Source organism: Planococcus sp. 1R117A (assembly GCF_051417975.1).
In the GTDB taxonomy this organism is placed as follows: domain Bacteria; phylum Bacillota; class Bacilli; order Bacillales_A; family Planococcaceae; genus Planococcus; species Planococcus shenhongbingii.
On record NZ_JBPRLO010000005.1, the window covers coordinates 288,702 to 313,900 of the forward strand.

Genomic DNA, 25,199 nt, shown 5'->3' on the forward strand with positions numbered 1-25,199 from the left:
CGATGGCGTGGAAACTGACAAAATGCGAACTGGATAATCCTAACTTATTGCTCGATGAGAGCATTTTATCCCTGGGAAATGGATATTTGGGGGTAAGAGGAAATTTTGAAGAAGGCTACCCGGAATCATTTAGCTCCATTCGAGGGACTTATATTAACGCTTTTCATGATGAAGTGGAGATTGCATATGGCGAGAAATTGTACGGCTATCCCGTGATGCAGCAAAAAATTCTTAATGTCATTGATGCCCAGAGCGTTCAGATTTATCTGGATGATGAATTGTTTTCATTGTTTGAAGGAGAAATTATTCATTTTGAACGAAATTTACATATGGAAGCTGGATTTGTAGAACGGATAATCCACTGGAAATCGCCAAAAGGAAAAGAAGTGAAAATCCATTTCAGAAGGCTTACTTCTTTTATTACGAGAGAATTATTTGCAATTGCAATTAACATAGAGCCGATTGACGGCATACGGCAAGTGAAAATTATTTCTGCAGTTGAAGGAGATGTCTCGAACTTTGTGGACCTTCGTGATCCAAGAGTGGCTTCTGGGCATGCGAAAAGGCTGTATGTGATGGAAGCCCGAAAAGAAGAAGACTACAGTATAGTCAAAGACTTGACGTACGTCACTCAACTTGAAGTGGCTTGTATAACCGCTACGGATATCTGCGCTGAGAAGTATTCGTATGAAAGCCAAGCGGCAGAAAGCCGTGTTGAAGAAATCTATGTGTGCAAAGGCAATCGGCCGATTGAATTTACTAAATTCAACGTCTATACGGATACGCTTAGACACGGAATTGAAGTAGTGGAAGAAGCACGCAAAATTCAGGAGCGGCTAGAAGGAACCAGTTTTGAAGATTTGCTGGTGGAGCAAAGAGAGTATTTGGACCGGTTCTGGCTGCATTCTGATGTGGAGATTGATGGGGATGCCGCCCTCCAAGAAGGCATTCGCTTTAATCTTTATCAACTGCTGCAATCAGTCGGCAAAGATCCTCACAGCAATATTTCGGCGAAAGGCTTGTCAGGAGAAGGTTACGAAGGACATTATTTTTGGGACACAGAAATTTTTATGTTTCCTGTTTTCCTGATGACCAATCCGGAAATAGCCAAAAATCTTCTCTTATACCGATATTCCATATTAGACAGCGCACGAGCCCGGGCGACTGTCCTTGGACATAAGAAAGGCGCATTGTTTCCTTGGCGGACCATCAATGGACCAGAAAGTTCTGCATTTTTTCCAGCAGGCACTGCCCAATACCATATCAGTGCTGATATTGCTTATAGCTATATCCAATATTATTTGGCAACAAACGATGAAGCGTTTCTAAAAGACTTTGGTGCAGAAGTGCTGTTTGAAACTGCCCGCTTATGGATAGACACGGGGCATATGGACAATGGACTATTTAAAATTGACTGTGTTACGGGTCCAGATGAATATACCTGCATCGTCAACAATAATTATTATACGAATGTGATGGCCAAACATAATCTATTATGGGCTGCACGAGTATATGAAAAGATTAAAGAAAGTGATGAAATGCATTTCGAGAGGCTTACTGAACATTTAAAGCTGACAGAAGAAGAAGTGGAAGAATGGCGGGAAGCAGGAAAGAAGATGTTTCTTCCATATAATGAAGTTTATAAAATTAATGCACAGGATGATAGTTTTTTACAAAAGGCCCGCTGGAATCTGGATGAGATTCCGCCATACAAATTTCCGATGCTCTTGAATTATCATCCGCTCACTCTTTACAGGTACCAAGTATGCAAACAAGCAGATACTGTGCTGGCGCATTTCTTGTTGGAAGACGAACAGGATTTCGAAACGATAAAAAATTCCTATGATTATTACGAACAAATCACGACTCATGATTCCTCGCTGTCTTATTGTATATTCAGCATCATGGCTTCAAAGCTGGGCTATAGAGACAAAGCCTATCATTATTTTCAAGAAACGGCCCGCTTGGATTTGGATAATAGCCATGGCAATACAAAAGATGGCCTTCATATGGCGAATATGGGAGGTTCATGGCTCACCATTGTATATGGATTTGCCGGTTTGCGGATCAAAGAAGACGGTCTCCATTTAGCTCCAGCGCTTCCGGATGAATGGAATTCTCTTGCTTTTCATTTTCAGTTTCAGGGCCGCTTAATTTATATGCGTATCGATAAGGAGTCCGTCATCTATCAATTGATTGAAGGCGAAAATGTAATCCTATTTCATCATGAAGAACCGATTGAACTGAGTTCGGAAAAACAAGTGGAAATTCGGCAGTATGAAAAACGGCATTAAGAATAAAGAGGATTGTTCTTCACTCGATTTGTGAAGAGCAATCCTTTTGCTATTTCATATTCATTTTGTTTACTTTCCATGCCTAACAGGCATATAGTCTTTAATTTTTAGAAGAAGCCAGGGCTTTCCTTTCATTTACAGGGATATGAAGTAAGGTTCTTTGCTTAAGCTTTTGCAAGCCCATACAATATAGGTAAGAGATTATAGCAGAAACTCATGCATATGCAGTTGGCACTGAAGGACGCAGTGATCAACTTTATTCCAGGTTTTCTATCCGTTACTAATTAAGAATAGAAAGGAAGAGGCATAAATGGCTACTGGTCCTAATTATGAAAACAATCAAAAGACTCCTTTTATAGGCATTGGCATTGCGATAGGGGTTTTAATCGGTACAATTCTCGGCATGATTTTTGGCAATGTGGCAGTCGGGATCGGATTTGGCATTGCGGTTGGTTGTGCGAGCGGAGTGGCGCTGGAGCAAAATCGAATAAAAGCTTAAAAGTGAAAAAAATAAAAATGCCGCATTCAATCGATTGGATTGAATGCGGCATTTTTCTGTTTTATCCCATTGACCTAAAAGTCCGAATAGATCAACTGCCCCTCAGCGGAAAATAATCACCGCTGAGGGATTTTCTTTTTATTCATCAAATGCAAGGTCTTTTACCCATAAGGATAGATGGTCTTTAATCGCTTGATTTGCAGCTGGATCAGCATTTTTTAATAATGTGATTTTGTAATTTTTATGGTTTTGGCTTTCCACATAGGTAGGTGTAAAAGAAGGTTCTTTCAGGACGATAGTTGTCGAATTGGCATCCATTGTTTTTTCAGCATGGATATGAAGAATTCCACCAATCTGCCTTTGCAGTCCTTCTTGGCCTGACAGGAAATTACCTAAAGAATAGATGGCAAAGCTTCTCTTTCCATTCGTCGTCTCAATCCATTCCGCAGGCTGCAGAACATGGGGATGGTGTCCGAGAATAAGATTGGCGCCTTGTTCAGCAGCGAAATGCGCCAATTCTTTTTGTTCATCGGTTGGCATAGTTTCGTACTCATTTCCAAAATGCAAACTCAATACCACAACATCTGAGGCGGCTTTCGCTTTTATCAAGTCTGTTTTCATTTTCGCTTTATCGATACGGTTGAGCAAATAATCTTTTCCTTTAGGTGTGGGGATTCCGTTCGTTCCGTACGTATAAGAAAGAAAAGAGAAGACAATGCCATTTTTCGTGATGGTGGGAATCTGATTGCGTTCTTCTTCAGAAGCAGAGGCGCCGGTATGCGTCATCCCGATTTTATCCCAGTATTTCAGCGCACTGACAATTGCTTTTTCTCCTCTGTCGAGCGTATGGTTGTTCGCCATCGAAACAACATCAATCCCTACGCTTTTCATTGCATCTGCCACTTCGAACGGACTGTTGAACGAAGGGTAAGTGGATAAACCTACTTCGCTTCCTCCGACAATGCTTTCGGAATTAGCGATGGTGATATCGGATTTTTCGAGAAAAGGCTTTACTTCGGCAAACATGGGGTTAAAATCATAACCGCTTTCGGTTCGGGCATCCAGATAAACCCGTTCATGAATTAAAATATCGCCGACTGCCGATAAGGAAGCCTTGCTTGTTTTGACAAGTTTAGAGGGAATAACAGCAACCGGCGCTTTTCTTGTTTCAAATTCACCAACTTTTGCAATAGGAGCCCCTGTTTCTGAAAAACAGCCAGACAAAAACAGTACGAGTAGAATGAAAAGCAGGATCATGGATTTCTGGTTCTTTTTCAACGTCGACACCTCTGTCCAGTAAATATGTTTTGCCTTTAAAGCTCAAGAAGAAATAAAATGGCCGAATATGACATTACTGATATCGTACTATACTAACGCAGAAAGAAATAGTTTCTTTGTAATAACGAAAAACATTATTCTTTCGATAAATTGATAAAAAAACCAGCATAAGCAGAAAACTGAAAGAATAGTTGAATAAGGTTTTTCGGCGTACTGTTAATGAACGGATGTGGAGAGATTGGTTGAGCAATGGACAATCAAGGCAGCTGAAATTGCAATTTTGACAGAATATTGACAATTAACAGAAAGTAGATAGTATTAATATTAGTTAGACTTTGTAAGGCGTTTTCCAACAATTGCAAGGCTCATTATTTCAAAAAGGAGGAAAAAAATTGACTACTTTCGAGGAAAAACAGCCTGCCGTGTCCGTGGAAAAACTGAAGTGGATGTACGAACATATGGTGAAAAGCCGATATTATGAAGACCAGATGGTGGAAGTGTATACCGAAGGAAAGATGCCTGTCTTTAATATAGGTGCCGGTCCGGTGCCTGGTGAGATGCACTTGTCAACAGGGCAAGAGCCGGCTGCAGCAGGCATTTGTGTGCATTTGACAAAAGACGATACGGTAACGGCACCGCATCGTCCGCATCACCATGCCATTGCAAAAGGCGTCGATTTAAAAAAGATGACAGCCGAAATTTTTGGTAAGGAAACGGGTCTTGGTAAAGGCAAAGGCGGCCATATGCATTTGTTTGATCCTGACGCCAAATTTTCCTGTGGAGGAATTGTTGCTGCTGGAATTCCACATGCCGCCGGAGCGGCGCTTGCCAGCAAAATGCAAGGCAGGGACTGGGTAGCTGTGGCGTTTATTGGCGAAGGCGCTGCCAATGCAGGCGCATTCCATGAATCGTTGAACCTTGCAGCGTTATGGAATCTGCCGCTAATTGTGGTAGTCGAAGACAATTCTTATGGCATCTCTGTCCCAAAAGCCTCCTCGACTGCTGTGGCTTCAAACGATTTGCGGGCAGCTGCATATGGTATTGCAGGCGCTTATGTCAAAGACAATGATCCGATTGCAATGTATAGAGCTTCGGAAGAAGCGGTTGCAAGAGCGCGGTCTGGACAGGGGCCGACAATTATCGAGATTGAAACCCACCGCTATTTGGGCCATTTCCAGGGAGATCCGGAATTATACCGCGACAAAGCGGAAGTGCCGGGACTGCGCCAGTTAGACCCAATCCTGAAACTGCGGAAAATGCTTGTAGAAGCAGAAGGAGTTACAGAAAAGGAAATTGAGAAAATTGAAAAACAGGCTAAGCAAGAAGTAGATGTAGCATACCAATTTGCAAGAGACAGCAGCTATCCTGAACCTGAATCAGCGTTAAAAGATGTATTCACATCTTAAAATGGAAGGGGAAAATTCAGAATGGAGACAGCGAAAAAAAGAATCTTAACAGGCAATAAAGCAATGGCTGAAGCGATTGCACTTGAAATGGAGAGAGACCCGAACGTTTTTGTGCTGGGAGAAGATATTGGAAACTATGGCGGCATTTTTGGATCGACGCAAGGATTGATTGAAAAATTCGGTTCGCAGCGGGTATTGGATACGCCTATTTCTGAAACGGCATTTATTGGTGCCGCTATCGGTGCCGCTGCGGAAGGCATGCGGCCGATTGCTGAATTGATGTTTGTCGACTTTTTCGGAGTCTGCATGGACCAGATTTACAATCACATGGCGAAAATCCCTTATATGTCTGGAGGAAACGTCCGGTTGCCGATGGTGCTTATGACAGCGGTCGGCGGCGGATATAACGATGCAGCGCAGCATTCCCAAACGCTTTATGCCACATTCGGCCATATGCCAGGCATGAAAGTGGTAGCCCCTTCCACTCCCTATGATTTGAAGGGCATGATGATTTCTGCTATCCGGGACGACAATCCGGTCCTGTTCATGTTCCATAAATCACTGCAGGGGCTGGGATGGATGGAACAGCTTGATGCATCTGCTGAACATGTGCCGGAAGAAGCTTATACAGTGCCGCTTGATAAAGCGAAAATTGTGAGGGAAGGGACCGACGTCACGATTGTTGGCGTCCAAATGATGACCCATTACGCGGTAGAAGCGGCCGAAAGACTGGCAAAAGAAGGAATCGAGGCGGAAGTGATCGATTTGCGTTCCATCGCTCCGATTGATAAAGATACGATTATACAGTCAGTCAAGAAGACGCATCGGTTATTCGTTGTTGATGAAGACTACAAATCTTACGGCATGACTGCTGAAGTGACAGCAATTGTAGCGGAAGAAGTGTTTTACGATTTGGAGGCTCCGCCAAGGCGCCTGGCCAATCCGGATGTGCCAGTACCTTACAGCCGTCCGCTGGAAGACTTTGTGATACCGAGCGCGGAAAAAATCTTTGAACAAGTAAAAGAGTTAGTGAACGAAGGATAACGGGAAAACAGGAGGCGTTGGAATGATTGAAGTGAAATTACCGAAAATAAGGGAGGATGTCGACGAAAGCTTAGTGGTCATCTGGTTCGTTTCCGAAGGAGATGCAGTTAAAGAAGGGGACCCTTTGCTTGAAATACAAACTGAAAAAGAAGTGTCTGAAATAGAAGCTGAAATCAGTGGAATCATAAAAAAAATTGTCTTTAAAAGAGGGGAATCAGCAAAAATCGGGGAGGTGTTGGCTACGATTGATCCAACAGGGAAAACTCAGGAAACTAAGCCAGAAGAGCAAAGAATGGTAGAAAAAGTGGAACCGGAAAAAAGTGAAGAGACAGAAAATCAGAAGCCAGAAGAACAGAAAATAACAGAAACAGCCGAAAATCAGGAAACGGCTACTGAACAAAAGGAACCGGCAAAAGCGATGCGTTTGGCTCCAGGTCTGCGGAAGCTTGCGCGCGAACTTGACGTTCCACTGGAGTCAGTAGCGGGAACGGGAAGAAATGGCAAAATTACAGAAAAGGATATCCGCAGAGTGGCTGGACAAACTGAAGTAATGGAAGCAGCTGAGAAAACAAAAGAATCACAGCAGGAAACTCCAAAAGAAGAACCTCCAATGGAAGAAGCATCAACAGAAGAACCGGCAACGGAAGAAGCATTAACAGAAGAGCAAACGGAAGAAGCAGTTGAGGCAGTAGCAGTGCAAGAAGAAACATCAAAAGAAGAATCGTCAATGGAAGAGCAGGCGGCGGCAGTGCCTGAGGATGAGGCATTACAAGAAACGGCACCAAAAGAATCAGAGACTGAAAACTCATCCACCTCTGACCAAGAAGAGGCAAGCAGCGAAAACGATGATGAAACTCCGCAAAACGAAGTTATTCCGCTTTCGGGTATTCGGGGGGCAATCGCCAGAAGGATGACGGAAAGCCTTCAAAACAGTGCTCAGCTTACAGAAACAGCTTGGGCAGATATCACAAAACTGGAAGCTAGAAAAGACACGTTAGGAAAGGAAGCGGGCTGGACCGCTCTTATTGCAAAAGCTGTGGCACAGACGCTTGGTGAACATCCAGCTTTGAATGCCCATATCATTGAAAATCGAATTATTCCAAAAAGGGAAATCCATCTGGGTTTTGCAGTTGATTCAGAAAACGGTCTGCAAGTAGCCGTTCTTCAGAATGCAGACAAGCAGTCGCCAGCCAAGCTGCAGAAGCGGCTTTCTAAACTTGCTGAAAAGGCAAGAGAAGGCAAATTGTCGAGTGAGGAAAGCACCGGCAGCACTTTTACAATCACCAGCCTCGGCTCATATCGGGTCCAATTTTTCACACCGATTATCAATCCGCCGGAAGCGGCGATTCTTGGAATTGGGCAAATCGAAAATTACCTTGTAATGGAAGATGGCAAAGTCCAGGAAAGAAAGCGGTTGCCGTTGAGCCTGACGATAGATCATCGGGCAGTGGACGGCGCACCGGCCGCAAAGTTCCTGGGAGACTTGATTGAAGTGCTGGAAAGACCAAAGCGTTTTTTAAAAGACGAGAAAAAGAAAAAAGAGAAGGAAGAAAAAAAGAAAAAGAAAAATTCTTAATGGGTTTGTTGGAAGGGAAAAATACATCGCAGATAAAACAAATACTTATATTAACTTGGTTGAAAAAAGCCGTCCTCATAAATCAATCGATTTAGAGGACGGTTATTATGGATTGAAAGATTTTCTGTTTCAATTTGTGAGTTTCTTAAAGCAGGAGGAATGTACATGGCCAATGAATTTTTGCAAAAAGGAATGCGCGGAACAAGTGCGCATATTGATGCAGCTGCAGTATTTAAAGAGTTGGATTGGCAAAAAGCTGGAGACAAACCCGATAAATGCCCACATTCCGTTTGGCAGCTTTTATGGCATATGAATTATTGGCAGGAGTTCATGCTGGCGTATTTGAAAGGCGAAGCACCTAAAAACCCGGAACATGCAGAAGAAACTTGGCCCAAAGAAGCAATGCCAGCGAGTGAAGAGGAATGGAATGATGAGGTCTCAAAATTTACGCACGGCTTGCAGCAAGCTGAGCAGGAAGCAGCAAAAGAGTTGTCTGAAGAAGGGTTTGGCGGCAAAAGAAGAACAAGAGCAGATTTGTTGATGGTGATTATCAACCATAATAGTTATCATGCTGGACAAGTTGTTCTGGTGCGGCGGATGATAGATGCATGGCCCCCCTCTTCTGGCGGAGATACTTGGTGAAGCTTCAATATAGTTTTCGGAAATTCAACGCCTGACAGGTATGCGGATGGATTGACAAAAACATCAAATTTATTATAATCCATGGTGAAGAGGTCTATTTAGAAAACAGTCTGGGAGTGCCAAACTAGAAGAATTTTGAAGCTATAGAATTCGATTGTGGATGTAAAGCAAGAAGGGGCAGTTCAGGAAGCTGCAGGAGGTCTGCCGAAAAACGCCTTAATGTCAGTTTTATTTCCTGTCCATGTTTGATCTTGTTTTGCGGACAATAAGATTCAAAAAACACGAAAAGGAGTGAAATGTCGTGGCTAGGCTCAGACCGAAAAGAAGAAATGAGTTTTTCCCAAGCCTTTTTGAAAGCACAGTGGAAACAGATGTTTTTAACAAATTTTTTGGAGAAACCCATTATCCTCAGGTGGATATCAAAGAAAAAAATGAACTTTATGAGCTGCAGGTCGACTTGCCTGGATTCACAAAAGATGACATCGAAATAGAATACCGGGACGGATACTTGGAAATCCGTGGAAAGAAAGAACGTGAAATAGAGCCAGATGAGCAGAATGAGCGGTATATCCGAAAAGAACGCACCTATGGTTCTTTCCGACGCAGTTTTTATATTGGGGAAATCGACGAAGAGCATGTGACAGCTGCTTTTCAAAATGGGGTTTTAACACTAAACGTACCAAAATCTCATGACCTGCATAACGACCACGTTGGGCACCGTATTCCAATCGAGTAAAAGAAATCAATATACAAAAGGCAGTTTGGAAATCCTATCCAAACTGCCTTTTGCCGTAATAAAGTGATGGCGAAACAATACGATAGTCGGCTAAAGACTGGAAATTATTAGTTAATAACGAAAATGGGATTTATTGTCCGTAGTGTTTACGAGAGTTGCTTCTTATAATGATTGATAAGCTGTTCCCGAATTTACAAATGCAGGATAGGAATGAAGGTCGAGAATAATCTTGAAAGAGAGGGATTTTTGAATTACTTGTCTGAATGGTAAGTGATGGAAATGTACAGAAGGAATGTTCAAGAAAAAGAACAAAGAATTCCTCAGCCATCGGACAGGTAATTTCATTTTTTTAAATTTTTTTGTAGTTTTCGTAAAAATGGAGTCTATAATAAATAAAAAGAAAGTGAAGACAAGGAGAACTCCATTGAATACATTAAAAGATTTTGGGAGCCGAATAAAAGAATTACGTTTACAAGCGGGCATTACTCAGGAGGCATTGGCTACTCGTGCTGAATTGGATCGTTCTTACGTAGGTGCGATTGAAAGAGGAGAGAAAAACTTATCTCTGCTGAATATCGAGAAACTTTCAAATGCGCTCGATGTAAATTTATCTTATTTGTTTGAGCATGAACGGTTTACCCCACGCTCTGCTTTATTGAAAAAAGAATTTAAAAGGCCATTGGAAAGCCGCTTTACCTATAACATTGATTTAGTTCAGCAAGTTATTTTATGGAGAATAACGGGTCCGATTAAAGAAAATGAGGCGCGGAGAATTGCTCAAACTATTAAAAGCCTGGCATTGCTTTTAAGAAAGGGAGAAGTCAAACTATTGATTGATAATCAGGCAATGGTGATGGACGGAGAGCCTTTTGTCTTTACCCCTGAAGTATATGATGTGTGGGAAGAGTTGCTGAATTGGTTGCTGCCTTACATGAAAAAAGCTGCCATTTTGTGTAATTCGACTTTTATGGAAAATCAATTAGACCGTCTGGCGAAAAGAAGCGGTATTGCAGAGATATCCAAACACATTTTTAGCGAGGACTTGGAGTCTAATTTGAGAGAGGCGCGTGCCTTTTTAGGCATTACAGAAAAACAAATTTAAATCGATATAAGTCTGATAATGCCTTTATGGCCATGTTTGTTTAAACTAAGTCTTAATGACTATTCTGAAAAGTAAACCGGCATTCACGAAATAGTAAGTATATGGGAAAAATGATGTATTTTTAGAGAAGTAAATAAATAATTAGAAATTTTCTGACACAACAAGAAGATTTTGCGTTACTATTTAATTATGCAAAAAACAATAAGTCCTGCTGTTGCCTTATTTAATAATTGGCTCCGGAGTTCTCTTCTATACCTGACAACTTTTCATGTGAGAGATTATTATAGGCAGAGAAACTGAATCTGCTAGTATTCTATAGTTCGTCTCATGCATTCTTTTACATAATAAGCGGGCACGTAAATTTTATTTCAGATTTTTTCTTTTATATAAAAGTTTTCTTTTCTTGTTGCCTAGCCAAGCTGACACTCTAAGAAGGAGATGGGACCTATGCTTTGGAATCAGCCCTTATCTGCAGAAAACGTTAAGTACACTTTTACACGCGTGAAAGACACACATGAAGAGAACGGCCAAAAATTCATTACTTTATTTGGCAGATTAACCGTTCAAAGTTCTGTAGAATCAAAAAGCGCATGGGTTGAAATTGAAGAAGTAAAATGGGATCAAGCGCCTCCTAAGTTGAAAAGCATGCCGGATGCCATGTACTTGTATGCCGTATCAGAGAACATTTTCAAAGAATTGATGAATATCTCTGGTAGACATCATCAAAACCTTTACTTTTTAACACCGATCTATATGTCGAAAGAATTTAAACGATTAGGGTTTTGATCAGCAGAGTATAGAAAAGCAGCACTGTCATAATGATGGTGCTGTTTTTTTGAATATCAAGCAGAAAATAAGAAGATAAATATATTTTAGCCATTCGTATATCCTGTGAAAAAGACTAAAGGATTCCATTTATTTCAAAAATTTGAGGTGCTGACTATGGGAGGGGCTATTATCGGGTTTATTTTTGAAATATTGTTGGGCTTGGCAGAAGGTTTTGTGGAGGCAGCGCTATATTTTTATACTCCGTCTTCAAAGTTTGAAAAAAATATAGAGAGACTAAAGAAAGTAGAATGGTTTGCAGAATTCGAGGATGATTTCCGGTATAACTATATCATTTGGCATGATAGGAACGTAAAACGCTTTTTAGTAAGGTCTAAAAACGTCGACCTTTTGCTGAATGATGAAAAAGAGCGGCTGCATTTTATCGAACTTGTTAAAAGCAAACATCTTAAATTCATTTCAAGACCTTGAAAACAAACTGCTTTTTAAAGGATTCAAGTACTTTGCCCAGTGCATTAATCTTATTTTCAATCTATGGATCCCATTTAAAGCTGAAATCGCAAACCTCTGTTAAATTAGGTCATCTGAACGCCTTGATGTCTTTCGGAAAGCCTTCTATTCAATGAACATCGCATTCTTCAGTTTTACTGGAGGTTGCGATGTTTTATTTTATTGGTAATAAAGGGAGCTGAATTTATAAAATCAGCTGAAGAAGAGAAGCTACAAGAACAATACCTAAAGCAAAAGACACAAAGCTGCTCTTTTTTTGTTCCGGCAGTTCGTCATCTATAATATTCAAGATAACTCCGCCGATCAGAAAAGAGGAAAGAAGGCCAATGGTCAGTTCGGTCGAATTTGTCGTTACATTTAAAAACCAGCCAAAAAAGACGGAAAAGGCTAAAATCCAGCGGCCAGCTTTTAAATATAAATCTTCGTGCCGCAAATGAAGCATTTGGTCATTGGCGATAAAATGAAAGAAAAAAATGAAATAAATTGCGTATGCCGCGATATTGCTGCCGCTTAAATAAAGGAGCAAGTAATTAGTATAGAAAAAGTGGGGTTTTATGAAGAAAAAAAGGGAAGCAGCTTTATGCAGCGGCTAAATCTCATTAAAGATGGGTATAGAATAGGAATGTAAAAAATGAATAGTTACAGTGGGAAAGCAAACGCCAATCAGAAAGGGGAACCTCCATGTATGAAAAAGGGTGGGAGCTATTGTATTTTAAAGAGTCGGCTTTGTTATTTTCGGAGCATTCAGGCCTTCAGATACCCGATGATATGCCGAGTCCATTTCAAAACAGTGAAGACAATATAGCGCGAACGGACCAGATCGAATTAGTTCATCCAATAAGTAAGAAGCCGTATCCATTTGAGTTGATGGAATATGAACACGAAGGACAAATGGTCCGTTATGCAATTGCTGAAGTGTTGGAAGCGGGCTTACCCTATAAATGCATCTGGTGGAAGAAAGAGTCGATTGAAGAGGACCGCAATAAAGAAAATCCATCTGAAGTAATCGAATTGGAGCATCAATTTGGGATTTATCATTCTGTCCCGGGAATGAAAGAATTTTTAGCCAAGTATAGAGGTATGGCATTTATTGAAATTTGGCAAGAGTACCATGGATTTTTGAAAGAAAAATTCGGGGAGTTGCTGGTACCTTTAGTGCCTGGTAATGCGGAAAAGGAAATTGCAGCTATTTTTGATTTGTATGAAGCTGAACGGATTGAGGATTTTGTATCGCTTTACCGGTACTGCAATGGCAATGACCTGGAACCCTGGATGGAATTAATGGAAGCCGGTCAGCCGGCATATGCCCATATTACGGGATATCCGTTAATGAGTTTGAAGGAAATTCTTATGGAGGCTGAGGATGCAGTAAAGGATGCTGGACGCCAGGAAGAAGTTCAATCCATTCCTGAGGGGTTTGTAAAAGATAATTTTATGCTTTCTTGGAAGATTCCGATTTACCGTGACGGGGGAGGGCATTTTATCGCTATTGATTTGGATCCTGGGACCGAAGGGCGATACGGACAAGTGATTGAAGTCGATTACAAATACGATGACCGTGTCGTTTTAGCAGACAGCCTTAAAGAATACATCACGGTTTTGTATTATTTTGTAAAAGAACTTGGTGTCATTTACAATGGGGAAGGTTTTGAAGGGGACAAACCTATTTCCGCGTATATCGTTAGAAGCTGAAAATAAGCACTGGAGAATATAGCCAGTGCTTTTTAATTTGAAGAAAGCAGGGCTGTGCCAGTTGTTTGTTCAAATCTAAAAAAAATTAAGTTTTCAATGAATTTCGGAAGCCGCTATAGTATGTTTAAAGGGAAGCTGTTTTTTCAGAAATATAAATAGAAAACTCACTAGTTGGAGGGATTTTATGAATATCTTGCTTATGCTGAGGGAAGCCTTTTACGGAGCTGATCCGAACTTGATTGAAGAACTGAAGAAAATTGGTGATGTTACAGTCTTATACACCGATAAAGGAATAGATAAAGAAGAGCTGAAAAAAGAAGTGGAAAACACAGATATCATTCTCGTGAATATCGTGAAAATTGATAAGGAAATAATGGATGCTGCGCCGAATTTAAAATACATCGTCAAATTTGGCGCAGGAGTAGACAATATAGATGTAGGTTATGCCCGGCAAAAAGGCATCCGCGTCACAAGTGCTCCCGGATTAAATGCTCAGGCAGTGGCGGACCATGCTTTCGGTTTGATGCTATCGGCAGCACGGGATATTCCTGGGAAAGACAAAGAAGTGAAGTCAAGCCGTTGGGACACAACAATGGGATTTGAAATTTATAATAAAAAATTAGGTATTATTGGTTTTGGAGCGATTGGGAAAGCCTTGGCCAAGCGTGCAATGGGCTTTGACATGAAAACCATGGTTTTTGGCAACTACAAAGATTATGAACTGGCTGAAAAGCTCAACGCTGATTTTATAGAACGTGACCAGTTGTTTAAGGAAGCCGACTACATCATCATCGCCACGTCGCTGACGGACAAAAATAGGCAGTTCATTAATAAGGAAACTTTGGCGCTGATGAAGCCTACCGCTTTTTTAATCAATATTTCCCGTGGTCAATTGGTCAATGAGAAAGATTTGATTGATGCATTAAAAAATCACCAGATCAAAGGAGCGGCCTTGGATGTCTTTGAAAAAGAACCGCCTGTAAATGAATTGCCCCATTTAAAAAATGTCGTTGCCACACCTCATGTTGGTGGAGCCAGTTATGAAGCTGTAGCACGGATAAGCAATGTGTCGATTTCCAATATAAAAAAATTCCTGAATGGAGAAGAACTTGATTATGAAGTTCTGTGAGTAACAGGAATTTTTTATCTGGAAGCATTTTTATAAACAATGGAGAAAAGGTTTTGATAATGCATATTTTATGCATATATAATGTATATTAAAAAGAGCTTTTGATGAATGTTCGGTCATCAAAAGCTCTTTTTATTGTGAAAAATGTAACAATCTACTTCGGTGATATAACTAAATAGGCTAATTTGATTATTTTTTGATATGCCAATAACCTTTAACGTTATTAAGAAGTTTTGTTTAATATTTATTCTAAAAAGGGAATAATAGAAGAAGGAATAAAGAGAGTGTTTGTAGAATTATATTCATAAATTTAAATGCTTTGATTTATATCTAAAGAAGCTAGTGAATACGATTTACAATAGCAGAAGTGCCTAGGTACGAAAAAAAGAGGGGGGAAAGAAGATGTTGATCAATGCTAATGAAGATTATGTCGCCGCTTTGGTTTTGGGGGAAGTTCAGGTGCTTTTCGAAGAAATGAAAGAGTTTAGCCGGCTTTATGGACCCAATAAGGAAGACCTTGAAGAAGATGACGAAGCCGTATTGTTATTGGTCGGCATCGACTTGCTAGCCCCTGTTAGTCTGGATTCTTATATCGAAGCAATTAAGCTGCTTTACTATTATCTATCTGAGTATTGCTGGCAGGAAAATCCGGCTCTTGAAGAAAAATGTGCCGAATTGTTGGACCGGGCAAAAGAAATTTTACCTGCCGAAAAACGCCATCGCCGATCAATCCGGAAATGGATGCTGCAAATGGATGAAAAAATTTTACGGGCGTTCATTTGAAAATGAGCATAAATTTCCATAGAAGATTTTTTCATAATCTTGTTTTCGATAAGCTAAATAATAAAAAATAAACGTAAATGAAGTATACTGGCGGTAAAATTAAATCCAGAAAGGAGATTTTTGCAATGGAGGATTCGCAGCTCTTGCATCGATCAGTTGCTGCAATCACTGTTGACGGACCAGGTGGAGAAAGCTATTTGGAAGACGGGGCCTTCTCAGCACCAGTCGATATGCCAAAAGAACTTGGAGGAACAGGACCGGGAACGGCTTTTAATCCAGGACGCTTTCTGGCATTGGGATACAGTTCAAGCTTCAGTTTCATCCTCGCCAAAATTATGCAGGAAAAAGGAGTCACAGGCAGAACACAGGTGAGTTCCAAGATTTCATTGCTTACTGACCCAATGGACAAAGGATTTAATAAAATCGCAGTGGATTTAGAAGTTGCAATCGAAGGGCTAGACGATAAAGAAGTACAGGAATTGGCGAATGAAACTCATGTACATTGTCCAGTATCCAAAGCAGTGCGAGGCACTACAGACGTGACTGTTAAAGCGGTATCTTATCAAGAAAAAGAAAAGCCGGCGGCATCCGGAGATTGAAGGACAGATAAACATTAAAAGTAAAAGAAGCATCTGGACTACTCGGTTCAGGTGCTTCTTTTTGTGGTTCAATTAATTTAAATTCGGCATTGCCACTCTCTGCATAAAAAAACAACCGTCTCTGAAGACGGCTGTTTTACAGAATAGCTGTTAACTAAAGAGCAGTGAGATAGTTCTTAGGGGTTCTAAAAACAGCAAAACCTTAAGTTTTCCGCAAAGCTTTGATGGCGCGGAAAAGCCAGTATACATACCCGCCCATTACCCCGTATCCGATCAGGATAATAAGTAAAGGCACATACTCTGGCACAGTTTCTGAATCAGTCGACATTCCTGCCAAAAACAAAGGCATAATCGGGAACATCACCGCGCCAGGGCCAGCGCTGATTAAGAGCAAAGCCCCTGGAGCGATTACTAGCCATGGCCAAATCGGTTTTTTGTCCGGAACTTCTTCCGGCAATAAAAGAGATGGCCTTTCTTCAGGAGGCAGGGACATTTCTTTCTTCTGTCTGCCAGCTGTTTTCATTTCCTGTTTTGCCCATTTCATCATTCGCCAAGCAATCGCCATAAAACCTGCAGCAATCAATAGTATAATGACGGAAACAAAACTGAATTCTTCCGGTCTCCAAATAGGGAGGATAACAGTCATAAAAAAAATTGGAAGCATAGATACGAAAAAGAAAGCTCCGATAATTAGTACAAACCATGCTAATAACGGAAATTGTGCGGATGGCGGCTGCGTCATTTCGTTTTCCCCTTTAATAAAAATGAAATTTTTATTTCATTATATGACAGAAGAAAACGAAACGGAATTCCCTTAAGCGGTTTTTTAGGAAATAGGATTCACGAAAAATAGCCTAAGAGAATGAAAGGATTCAATGAATCAGACGCTTTCCGGTTATCGAACGGGCCGCATGTATGCCGCTTGTCGCCACCCCGATTGTACCACCACCTGGAAAAATATGATCGCCGCAGACATAAAGACCTGGGAGCCCGGATCGGTGCGAAATGGCGTTAAAGAGGGCATTATCTAAAGTTTGCGGGAACCCTCCTACATAGCCGTTTGGACGCCCTGCAAAGCGTTCCCACGCTTTTGGGGCGCCGGTTTCGAAATGGATAATGGCTTCTTTGAAATTAGGCACTACTTTCTCGATTGAATGAAGTATGCGATCCGCGACTGCTTCTCGGGTTGATTCATATTTTTCTTGAGTATCCCAATGATGTACCTGTGAATGAGTGGAGATTGTTACTGTTTGGATGCCCGGAGGAGCACGCAGCAAGTCTCCTGGACGTGACGCCGACATGAAAAAATGTTCACCTTCAGCTAGCCCGGCTCCTGCCTCTGTTGCAATTTGCCTGAAGAGCGGCAAAGGAGTGCCAAGTTTCGACGAATCAACAGCAATGTATAAAGCCAGTATTGTCCAGGTAGGGGTGGAAAGGCCATCCTGCAATGGCTTTTTTAATTGTTCAAGTGAATTTGCCGGCAAAATCTTTGGCAGCTGATGTATTGGTACATTTAACACGACATGTGCTGCTTTGTATTGCGTGCCGCGGTGGTCGGTTGCCATCCACTTGCCATCTGCGTGCTGCAAGTTGACAAGGGTACGGCGCTTTTTTAATGTACCTCCATTTTCAGTCAGGCTTTGGCCCATTAATTCGGCAAAACGATATAACCCGCCAGGCACGTAGTAGGCTCCTTCATGATAAATATCAAGCGCCAGCGCAGAGAGCAGGTACATGGCATTTTTACTGTCTGTCTGCATGCTGTCCATCAGCAGCCCATCAATCATTTGGCGGAAAAGAGTAAGACGGGCCAGGCCATGGCGCTCTAGCCGCTGTTCGAGTGTCTGGTTGAAAAAAGGCAGTAATTTGATGTGGCGCGGACGAAGAGAACCAATCAAAAACGTCCATTCTTTCGCCGTGGAAGGAGGAAGGACAGGAAGCGGTCCCATGAGTGTCCTTATGATTGAAGCGGTTGAAAAAACTTCGCTGTAGAACGACTGGATTTGCTTCTTATACTGTGGAAACGCAAGAATAAGCTGCTCCACATGGCGGTTGCGGTCTCTTAAAAAAAGAAACGTCGCTTCGGGATGAATCATCTCCATGACAGTTTCAAGAGGCTCAAGAGGAAACGGTTTTTCTAAATAACGAAACACCCGCTCAAGAATACCATTTTCTTCAAGGCCCATTCCAAGAGTCGCCCCTACAGGAAAAACGAACTTATGGCGTGTGAATTTGCCGGCACAGCCACCCAGTTCAGAAGAAGCTTCAAGAAGCGTTACATTCATTCCATGCTTCGACAACAATGATGCAGCGGTTAAACCGCCAAACCCGGCGCCGACAACTAATACATCTTGATTCATCAGCACTCCTCCTTTTTATCTATTATGGTAAATATACAGGCAATGATGCAAGTTTAGTTTCAGAATTTAAAGAAAACTTGTGTGGAATTTAGCGGATTCCACGGAAGATGTATTGATATAAGCTTTGGAAACATCGAGAGGATAAAAATTTTATTGGCTTTTATTTTTCAATTGTTCTGTTGCGGCATTTAACTTTTCCGTTAATCGGGTATTGGGGGGAAAAGACTGGAACGGAGGTCAGTAGATGGATAAAAGAGGGTCCGTCATTCTTTTGCTTTTACTTAGCATTCTCCTTGCAGGCTGTCAGGAAGAAAAGAAAACAACACCTAAAGAACAGCCGCTGGAAGAGCAAGCCACACCGGAGATTCGCTTTTTGGAATACATTAGCCACTGGGAACAAGCAGATTTCACTGGTATGTATGGCGGTTATTTAACGGAAGGCACTAAAATGGCGTTTGGACAAGAAACGTTTGTGGCATGGCAGCAACAATTATATCAAGACTTGGGCATTGAAAATGTCAGCATAAGCTATAAGGAACCTAAAACCGGTGTTAAGTGGAGCAAAGATGAGCCTGCTGACTTTCCTGTTCAAATCACGATGGATACCGTAGCAGGGCCAATAGAGTTCAGTCGGACATTGACGATGTTATTCGAAACTAAAGGAGAAACAGCAGACTGGTATGTGGAATGGAATCCCTCTTTCATTTTTCCGCAGCTTGAAGAAGGGGATCTTGTTGAAGTTGAACGAACTGATCCTGAACGCGGAGAAATACATGACCGCAACGGGAAGCCGATTGCAGTCAATGGAAAAGGCTTTGAAGTTGGAGTAGTGCCCGCAAACTTTGACGAGACAAAAAAAAAAAATGATCTTGCTGCTCTTCTAAATATCCCACCTGGAGAAATTGATGAAAAACTGAATCAAAGTTGGGTGCAGCCTGGGCATTATGTTCCGCTCGCGGTGCTGCCTGCTAAAGCGACAGACGCTTTGCAGCAAATCTTTGCGATACCAGGCACTGAACAAAAAGAAGTGCCGTTGCGTGAATACCCTTACGGGGCTGCGTTGTCTCATGTATCGGGGTATATCGGACCGATTACCGCAGAACAATTAGAGCAGCGGCAAGGCCAAGGGTATGGACAAGAGGATTTGATCGGACGCCAAGGATTGGAAAGTATTTTGGAGGACCGGCTCCGAGGAGAGCAGGGAGTGCGCATTCTGATCCAAAAACCTCATGCAGGAAGTGAACCAATCATTGCAGCTGAGAAACCGGCAAAGCAAGGAGACATCATCAAATTAACAATAGACGCCGAATTGCAGAAAACCGTTTACCAGGCAATGAGCGGAAAAGCGGGGACCAGTGCCGCAGTAGATCCGAAAACCGGAGAAACGCTCGTGCTGTTCAGCTCCCCAGGTTTCAATCCGAACGATTTTATTTTAGGCATAAGCGGGTCGGCATATAGGAAACTGCAAAAAGACCCTTTGAATCCTTTATACAATCGTTTCGCGGCGACATATGCTCCGGGTTCTACAATTCAGCCTGTGACCGCAGCCATTGGGATGAAATTAGGAACACTGGATCCAACTGAAGGATTGGAAATTGACGGGAAAACATGGCAAAGAGTGCCTACTTGGGGGAATTACCGGGTAGAGCGCATGCACGATAAAGTGCCGAATCCGATTGATTTGAACAAAGCGCTTGTTTACTCTGATAATATTTATTTTGCACGGCAAGCGATGGATATCGGACGAGATGCCTTGATTGATGGGTTGAAGGGATTTGGTTTTGGAGAAGAAATTCCATTTCCGATTCCCCTCACCCCTTCTCAAATTTCAAATGACGGCATTCTTGGATCGGAAGGGCAGCTTGCGGATACTTCACTTGGCGATGGCCAGATGCAAGTAAACATCCTCCATCTAGCAGCTATGTACGAACCTTTTTTCACAGCAGGAACCATTTACAAACCCACCTTTTTCTTAGAGGAAGAAGACGGGCAAGTATGGAAAAAAGGTTTGGCCGACGCTGAAGATGCCGAGGTTATTCGTTCAAACTTACGTAATGCTGTGGCTGAAGGTTTCCCCAAAGCAGCCAGACTCAGTGGGGTTCCACTCGCCGGGAAATCCGGTACTGCACAAAATCGCCTTGGAGAAAATGATTATTTTGTCGGCTATAACTCTGATCATCCTGTGTTCATCCTCGCGCTAATGATTGAAAACCAAGAAAAGGACGAAAACAGCGAAGAAGCAGCAGCTATAGCTGCGGAAGTTTTTAAAGCGTGGAAATAAAATAGTTATGAGGAAGCATCCTTTATAAGGGTGCTTTTTCGATGGATTAATTATTCTTTTAGGGAGCGAAAGAGAGTATAAACGCTTGCTTAGTAGACAAATAGAAGGAGAAAAAACATCCTTTTCATTAAAATATTCGAAATAATCAGTAAAATTGACAAGAAAATGATATTATGAAATTAATCTTTTTTTAAGACCGATCATTTAATGTTCAGACTCTTACTTAGAGGGGGGATTTTGCATGGAATTACTGAAACACTCTGAATGGAAAGATACCAAATTAACTTTGCACTTGTTGTCTCAGATTTTAGGCAAAATCCGCTTGGAGGCAGCTCCACAAGAACCGCAGTGGGCGCATGTAATGTTGGCGCTGACACCGGACGGTTTTTCTACAGGGCTTCTTTATTATGAAAATCATATTTTTCAAGTAGATGTTGATATTCGGAGCAGTACAGTGAGCATCAATGTAGATGGCCATGCCCATTCCACTCATCTGCGGAATGGGACGCCCATAAGAATGTACTATGATTTTATCTTCCGTTCTTTGCGGCAGCATCAAATCAGCATCACCATCAACCCACGTCCACAAGAGATGAACGTGAAAACCTTATTGAATGAAGACATGGTCCACAAGGTTTATGAACCTCTTCAGGCTTTGCGGGGCTTAGAATTGTTTCACTTTGCATTCCGTGAAGAAATGAAATTCATCGGCCCTTTGCGTTGCCGGAAAGTAAAGCCGGGCTTATTTTGGGGAACATTTGATGTTTCCGCTATTATTGTGCAAAACATCTCCGAGCCGTTTCCAGAAGATAAAATCATTGAGAAAGCGGCATTTGATGAACAGTTTATCGAATATGGATTTTGGTTGGGGGATGAGCGGACAGATGAGCCTTCTTTTTTTGTTTTGCCTTATCCATTCATGTATAAAGATTTGAATAAGCTGTCGTTAGAACCTGATGAAGCGTTTTATGATCAAGAAGCGAGTGAATATTTTCTGACTGCTCAAGCCGTTTTTGATTCGCCTGCGCCGAGCAAGGCTGTACAGCAATTTTTCCATACAACATTTGACATTTTAGCTGATGAATTAAACTGGGAAGGCCGCGATTATTTCGAAACGCCCTTGCTGATGAAATCCCAGCCGACTATGAGGAAAGGAGGAGAAGGATGAAAATTATTAAAAGTGACAGTCGACATTGTATAGAGAACGAAAAAGGAGAAACGATTGCTGAAATCCGTTTTGTTCCTACTGAAAGCAACTTGCTGATTATTGATCAAACATTTGTCACTGATTCTTTGCGCGGGCAAGGAATCGCAGGCAGGTTGGTTGCATCGGCAGTAGATACAGCGAGAGAACAAAATAAAAAAATAATTCCGCTTTGTTCATTTGCCAAAGCGGAATTTAACAAGAAAACAGAATATCAAGCTATGCAAGCGAATCGCTATTAGTTCAACATATGTCTCTTTTCGGGAGGAAGCTGTTGTAATGGCGGTTTGTTCTTTTAGATGCCTAGGCTTGGAGACGCGGATGAACGCATAGGTCAAAGACCCAGCTCTGTACTTCTGAATTCTGACCAAGAGCCACTTTAATAGGGGGCTCACTTCAGTAGAATTAAGATTGAAGAAGCGGATTCAAGAACGGCGCCTTGAGAGAAACAAGAACTTCTGGCGCATCTTTAGTTTATCATTTGGAGGAAAGGAAATAAGACTTGTATAAAGACTTGCTTGCAGAAGGAGGCATAGCGCGTTGAACATCCGGATCGAATACACATATAGAACAGCAAAAGGCACAGAAGCTTTTTTTCGCTCCGAAGAGATGCCGGCAGCCAAAGGGGTGATTATCGCAGAAGATTTGGAACGGACAGGCCGAAGCAAAAACCTGGTGTTCATTGATAACTACGATAGTTCCTGGACCATGAAAGAGATGAAGGGATATTTGAAAGGCGTTGAAATAGAACCTCATAATGTCACCGTTTATTTTGATGGCGGTTATGACCGGGAGACGCAGAAATCTGGTCTCGGCTGTGCCATTTATTATGAAATGAACGGCAAGTCATATCGGCTGCGCCAAAATGCAGCAGTAGCAGAGCTTTTATCTAATAACGAAGCTGAATACGCAGCGCTTTATATGGGCATTCAAGAACTCGAGCAATTGAATGTCCACCATTTGCCGGTCCGGTTTATTGGGGATTCCAAAGTGGTCATTAACCAAATGAGCGGGGAATGGCCGGCACTTGAAAAGGATTTAATGCGCTGGGCTGACCGCATTGACCAGAAGCTGAAAGATCTTGGCATTCAGCCGGAATATGAATTAATGCCGCGTAAAGCCAATGCAGAAGCAGACCGGTTAGCCACCCAGGCGCTGAACGGGACGGAAATTTCAGGAACAATCGAATTGATTCCGGAAAAGTAGGCTATATCAATGATCCTCTCTTCTAGGAATCTTCACCAGCGCCGAAGTGATAATTCTTTAGTTCAACTTATATAACGACCACTTAAAAGTGAAAGGATGTTTTCATGCGATTTTCTACATTGAAAAAAACAGATATAGAAATTTCAGCTCTTGGCCTTGGAACGAATGCAGTGGGAGGGCATAACCTCTTTGAAGGCTTGAGCGAAGAAGATGGAAAAGATTTTGTCCGAGCAGGGTTGGACCACGGCATCACCTTCATTGATACAGCAGATGTGTACGGCAAAGGGCGCTCAGAAGAACTGCTGGGGGAAGTGTTGAAAGAATATGACAGGAATCAGTATGTCATTGCTACAAAAGGCGGAAGCGATTGGCGCACTGGTACACGGAACAATAGCCCAGAATATCTTCGGAGCGCTCTTGAAGACAGCCTGAAACGGCTGCAATTGGATTACGTTGACTTGTACTATATTCATTGGCCGGATGAAAAAACACCGATCCGGGAAGCGATTGCGGAACTGTCCCGATTGAAGCAGGAAGGGAAAATCAAAGCGATCGGCGTCTCGAATGTCTCACTTGAACAACTCCGTGAAGCAAATTCAAGCCTGGAGATTTCGGCTGTACAGCTGGAATATCATATGCTTGATCGCCGCATCGAAAAAGACATTCTGCCTTATTGTGTACAAAATAATATTTCTGTTGTGGCCTATGGTCCATTGGCGTTTGGCATTCTTGGCGGCAATTATACAAAAGATCTACAGCTTGAAGAAGGAGACTGGCGCAATCGCGTGCCTTTGTTTCAAAAAGGCATTTTCGAGAAGAATTTGGATATTGTAGAGAAACTGAAAAAAGTGGCCGACAAAAAAGGGACGGATGTTTCCAATTTGGCACTCGCTTGGCTTCTTGAACAGCCAGGCGTAGACGCGGTCATTCCAGGAGGTAAAAAATCAGAGCAGGTGCTTTCAAACGTTGCAGCTGCAGAAATACGCTTAGAAGCAGAACTGATGGATGAAATCAATGAAATTTTATCAACTGCGCCTTAAAACGGTAACCATTTTAAAACTCCTTCTGGAGGAAAGAGCATAAGAAATCTGAAATTGTTCACTTTTAATGTGGGAAGTATTTTTACTTTGTGACAAAAAAGTGAGCAGTTTTTTTTACTTCAAATAAAAAATCTGAATAATTAGATTCTTTTCTTGCTTTTTCATTCCAGAAGTATTATAAATAAGTTGTATAAAAGTTTTACAAAAACGATACAAAGGAGAAGTGAACATGAAGAAAATTTTCGCTTTAGTTTCTGTCGCTCTAGTCCTTGTCTTTTCACTTGCAATTGGAGTCTCTGCGGATAGCCATATGGCTAAAGTCAGAGTTGTCCACGCGTCACCGGATGCCCCTGCAGTAGATGTCTATGTCAATGGTGATTTAACGCTGGAAAATGTGCCGTTCAAAGCCGATTCAGGATATTTAGAAGTGCCGGCCGGAACCCATAATGTCGAAGTTTTTGCTACTGGAACTGAATACGCAGAAGGGTCAGCGGTATTGCAAGCCGATCTAACTGTTGAAGCTGGGAAAGCGTACACAGTAGCAGCAGCAAATACAGTAGATGCTCTCGAATTTGTGGTTGCTGAGGATTCAATGGAAGTAACAGAAGGAAAAACGAAAGTCCGTGTTGGTCATTTATCTCCGGATGCACCAGCTGTAGACGTTGGATTAATTGGTGGGGACGCATTATTTAGCGGAGCAGAATTCCCTGGAATCACTGATTATGCAGAATTGGATGCAGGTACCTACGATTTAGAAATTCGCTTGCCGGACGGCACTCAAGTGTTGCCGCTGGAAGGAACAGAATTAGCAGCAGGAACAGTTTATAGTGTGTTTGCAGTAAACAATGCGGATGCTTTGGAAGTTATTGCGTTGGTTGACTATGAAGCAGCAGCTTCACCCGACGGAATGCCGACTACTGGTCTTGGCGTACCTGGAAATTCCGAGGCTCCTTGGCTCTTGATGCTTGGAACATTTGCTTTGTTTGCGGCTAGTGGGTTTGTTTGGAAGAAACGATTTCAAGAATAAATTAT

24 protein-coding genes are annotated in these 25,199 nt (G+C 41.9%); 20 read left to right on the top strand and 4 right to left on the bottom strand.

Features of this window, described 5'->3' with window-relative positions; translation table 11 throughout:
* The first annotated feature begins 2 nt into the window (after window positions 1–2).
* Together ACSFXN_RS16060 and ACSFXN_RS16065 are read left to right on the top strand one after the other, a co-directional pair.
* Entirely contained in the window at window positions 3–2,294 is a 2,292-nt protein-coding gene (locus ACSFXN_RS16060) for a glycoside hydrolase family 65 protein (protein ID WP_437151100.1), read from the top strand.
* A gap of 310 nt (window positions 2,295–2,604) precedes the next feature.
* Complete coding sequence (locus tag ACSFXN_RS16065; RefSeq protein ID WP_437151101.1) at window positions 2,605–2,793, top strand: hypothetical protein; 189 nt, start codon at window positions 2,605–2,607, stop codon at window positions 2,791–2,793.
* 138 nt (window positions 2,794–2,931) lie between these two features.
* Here the strand turns inward: ACSFXN_RS16065 and ACSFXN_RS16070 are convergent, their stop codons facing one another.
* A complete protein-coding gene (locus tag ACSFXN_RS16070; RefSeq protein ID WP_437151102.1) occupies window positions 2,932–4,071 on the bottom strand; it encodes a CapA family protein in 1,140 nt (379 codons plus the stop codon).
* A 446-nt stretch (window positions 4,072–4,517) separates the two neighbouring features.
* On the opposite strand from ACSFXN_RS16070, the gene ACSFXN_RS16075 reads away from it, so the two are divergent.
* The 8 genes from ACSFXN_RS16075 to ACSFXN_RS16110 all read left to right on the top strand — a co-directional run bounded on the left by ACSFXN_RS16075 (window position 4,518) and on the right by ACSFXN_RS16110 (window position 11,834).
* Window positions 4,518–5,477 (top strand): thiamine pyrophosphate-dependent dehydrogenase E1 component subunit alpha, encoded by a 960-nt coding sequence (locus ACSFXN_RS16075; protein ID WP_437151166.1) that lies wholly within the window; start codon window positions 4,518–4,520, stop codon window positions 5,475–5,477.
* A 21-nt stretch (window positions 5,478–5,498) separates the two neighbouring features.
* Entirely contained in the window at window positions 5,499–6,521 is a 1,023-nt protein-coding gene (locus ACSFXN_RS16080; protein ID WP_437151103.1) for an alpha-ketoacid dehydrogenase subunit beta, read from the top strand.
* Between the two features lie 22 nt (window positions 6,522–6,543).
* Window positions 6,544–8,097, top strand: a complete 1,554-nt coding sequence (locus ACSFXN_RS16085) for a 2-oxo acid dehydrogenase subunit E2 (protein WP_437151104.1) — start codon at window positions 6,544–6,546, stop codon at window positions 8,095–8,097.
* 165 nt (window positions 8,098–8,262) lie between these two features.
* Window positions 8,263–8,739: a DinB family protein gene (locus ACSFXN_RS16090; RefSeq protein ID WP_437151105.1), complete on the top strand. Its 477-nt coding sequence runs from the start codon at window positions 8,263–8,265 to the stop codon at window positions 8,737–8,739.
* Between the two features lie 301 nt (window positions 8,740–9,040).
* A complete protein-coding gene (locus tag ACSFXN_RS16095) occupies window positions 9,041–9,475 on the top strand; it encodes an Hsp20/alpha crystallin family protein (RefSeq protein WP_437151107.1) in 435 nt (144 codons plus the stop codon).
* A gap of 424 nt (window positions 9,476–9,899) precedes the next feature.
* Window positions 9,900–10,577 carry a helix-turn-helix domain-containing protein gene (locus tag ACSFXN_RS16100; RefSeq protein ID WP_437151108.1) on the top strand — a complete coding sequence of 226 codons (678 nt, stop codon included), beginning with the start codon at window positions 9,900–9,902 and terminating at the stop codon, window positions 10,575–10,577.
* 447 nt (window positions 10,578–11,024) lie between these two features.
* Window positions 11,025–11,363 carry a hypothetical protein gene (locus tag ACSFXN_RS16105; RefSeq protein ID WP_437151109.1) on the top strand — a complete coding sequence of 113 codons (339 nt, stop codon included), beginning with the start codon at window positions 11,025–11,027 and terminating at the stop codon, window positions 11,361–11,363.
* Between the two features lie 105 nt (window positions 11,364–11,468).
* On the top strand, window positions 11,469–11,834 hold the full coding sequence (locus ACSFXN_RS16110; RefSeq protein ID WP_437151110.1) for a hypothetical protein: 366 nt from the start codon (window positions 11,469–11,471) through the stop codon (window positions 11,832–11,834).
* 223 nt (window positions 11,835–12,057) lie between these two features.
* Here the strand turns inward: ACSFXN_RS16110 and ACSFXN_RS16115 are convergent, their stop codons facing one another.
* Window positions 12,058–12,315, bottom strand: a complete 258-nt coding sequence (locus ACSFXN_RS16115; protein ID WP_437151112.1) for a hypothetical protein — start codon at window positions 12,313–12,315, stop codon at window positions 12,058–12,060.
* 239 nt (window positions 12,316–12,554) lie between these two features.
* On the opposite strand from ACSFXN_RS16115, the gene ACSFXN_RS16120 reads away from it, so the two are divergent.
* From ACSFXN_RS16120 to ACSFXN_RS16135, 4 genes are all read left to right on the top strand, one after another.
* Window positions 12,555–13,565, top strand: coding sequence for an SMI1/KNR4 family protein (locus ACSFXN_RS16120; protein WP_437151114.1), 1,011 nt, complete (start codon window positions 12,555–12,557; stop codon window positions 13,563–13,565).
* Window positions 13,566–13,749: 184 nt separating this feature from the next.
* Window positions 13,750–14,694 carry a phosphoglycerate dehydrogenase gene (locus tag ACSFXN_RS16125; RefSeq protein ID WP_437151115.1) on the top strand — a complete coding sequence of 315 codons (945 nt, stop codon included), beginning with the start codon at window positions 13,750–13,752 and terminating at the stop codon, window positions 14,692–14,694.
* Between the two features lie 402 nt (window positions 14,695–15,096).
* The gene (locus ACSFXN_RS16130) at window positions 15,097–15,477 is read left to right on the top strand and encodes a hypothetical protein (protein ID WP_437151116.1); all 381 of its coding nucleotides are present in this window, start codon (window positions 15,097–15,099) and stop codon (window positions 15,475–15,477) included.
* A 125-nt stretch (window positions 15,478–15,602) separates the two neighbouring features.
* Window positions 15,603–16,076 carry an OsmC family protein gene (locus ACSFXN_RS16135; RefSeq protein ID WP_437151118.1) on the top strand — a complete coding sequence of 158 codons (474 nt, stop codon included), beginning with the start codon at window positions 15,603–15,605 and terminating at the stop codon, window positions 16,074–16,076.
* A gap of 202 nt (window positions 16,077–16,278) precedes the next feature.
* Here ACSFXN_RS16135 and ACSFXN_RS16140 read toward each other — a convergent pair whose 3' ends face one another.
* Both ACSFXN_RS16140 and ACSFXN_RS16145 read right to left on the bottom strand, forming a co-directional pair.
* Entirely contained in the window at window positions 16,279–16,818 is a 540-nt protein-coding gene (locus ACSFXN_RS16140) for a hypothetical protein (protein WP_437151119.1), read from the bottom strand.
* Between the two features lie 130 nt (window positions 16,819–16,948).
* Window positions 16,949–18,436 carry a phytoene desaturase family protein gene (locus tag ACSFXN_RS16145; protein WP_437151120.1) on the bottom strand — a complete coding sequence of 496 codons (1,488 nt, stop codon included), beginning with the start codon at window positions 18,434–18,436 and terminating at the stop codon, window positions 16,949–16,951.
* 244 nt (window positions 18,437–18,680) lie between these two features.
* Between ACSFXN_RS16145 and ACSFXN_RS16150 the strand changes: the two genes are divergently transcribed.
* From ACSFXN_RS16150 to ACSFXN_RS16175, 6 genes are all read left to right on the top strand, one after another.
* Entirely contained in the window at window positions 18,681–20,717 is a 2,037-nt protein-coding gene (locus ACSFXN_RS16150) for a penicillin-binding transpeptidase domain-containing protein (protein WP_437151121.1), read from the top strand.
* Window positions 20,718–20,958: 241 nt separating this feature from the next.
* Window positions 20,959–21,885, top strand: a complete 927-nt coding sequence (locus ACSFXN_RS16155) for a DUF5996 family protein (RefSeq protein WP_437151122.1) — start codon at window positions 20,959–20,961, stop codon at window positions 21,883–21,885.
* Window positions 21,882–22,163 carry a GNAT family N-acetyltransferase gene (locus ACSFXN_RS16160; protein WP_300991784.1) on the top strand — a complete coding sequence of 94 codons (282 nt, stop codon included), beginning with the start codon at window positions 21,882–21,884 and terminating at the stop codon, window positions 22,161–22,163. Before ACSFXN_RS16155 ends, ACSFXN_RS16160 begins: the two co-directional genes overlap by 4 nt.
* A 298-nt stretch (window positions 22,164–22,461) precedes the next feature.
* Window positions 22,462–23,127 (top strand): ribonuclease H family protein, encoded by a 666-nt coding sequence (locus ACSFXN_RS16165; protein ID WP_437151123.1) that lies wholly within the window; start codon window positions 22,462–22,464, stop codon window positions 23,125–23,127.
* A 104-nt stretch (window positions 23,128–23,231) separates the two neighbouring features.
* Window positions 23,232–24,167 (top strand): aldo/keto reductase, encoded by a 936-nt coding sequence (locus ACSFXN_RS16170; protein WP_437151124.1) that lies wholly within the window; start codon window positions 23,232–23,234, stop codon window positions 24,165–24,167.
* A gap of 229 nt (window positions 24,168–24,396) precedes the next feature.
* The gene (locus ACSFXN_RS16175) at window positions 24,397–25,194 is read left to right on the top strand and encodes a DUF4397 domain-containing protein (RefSeq protein ID WP_437151125.1); all 798 of its coding nucleotides are present in this window, start codon (window positions 24,397–24,399) and stop codon (window positions 25,192–25,194) included.
* Window positions 25,195–25,199 lie beyond the last annotated feature (5 nt).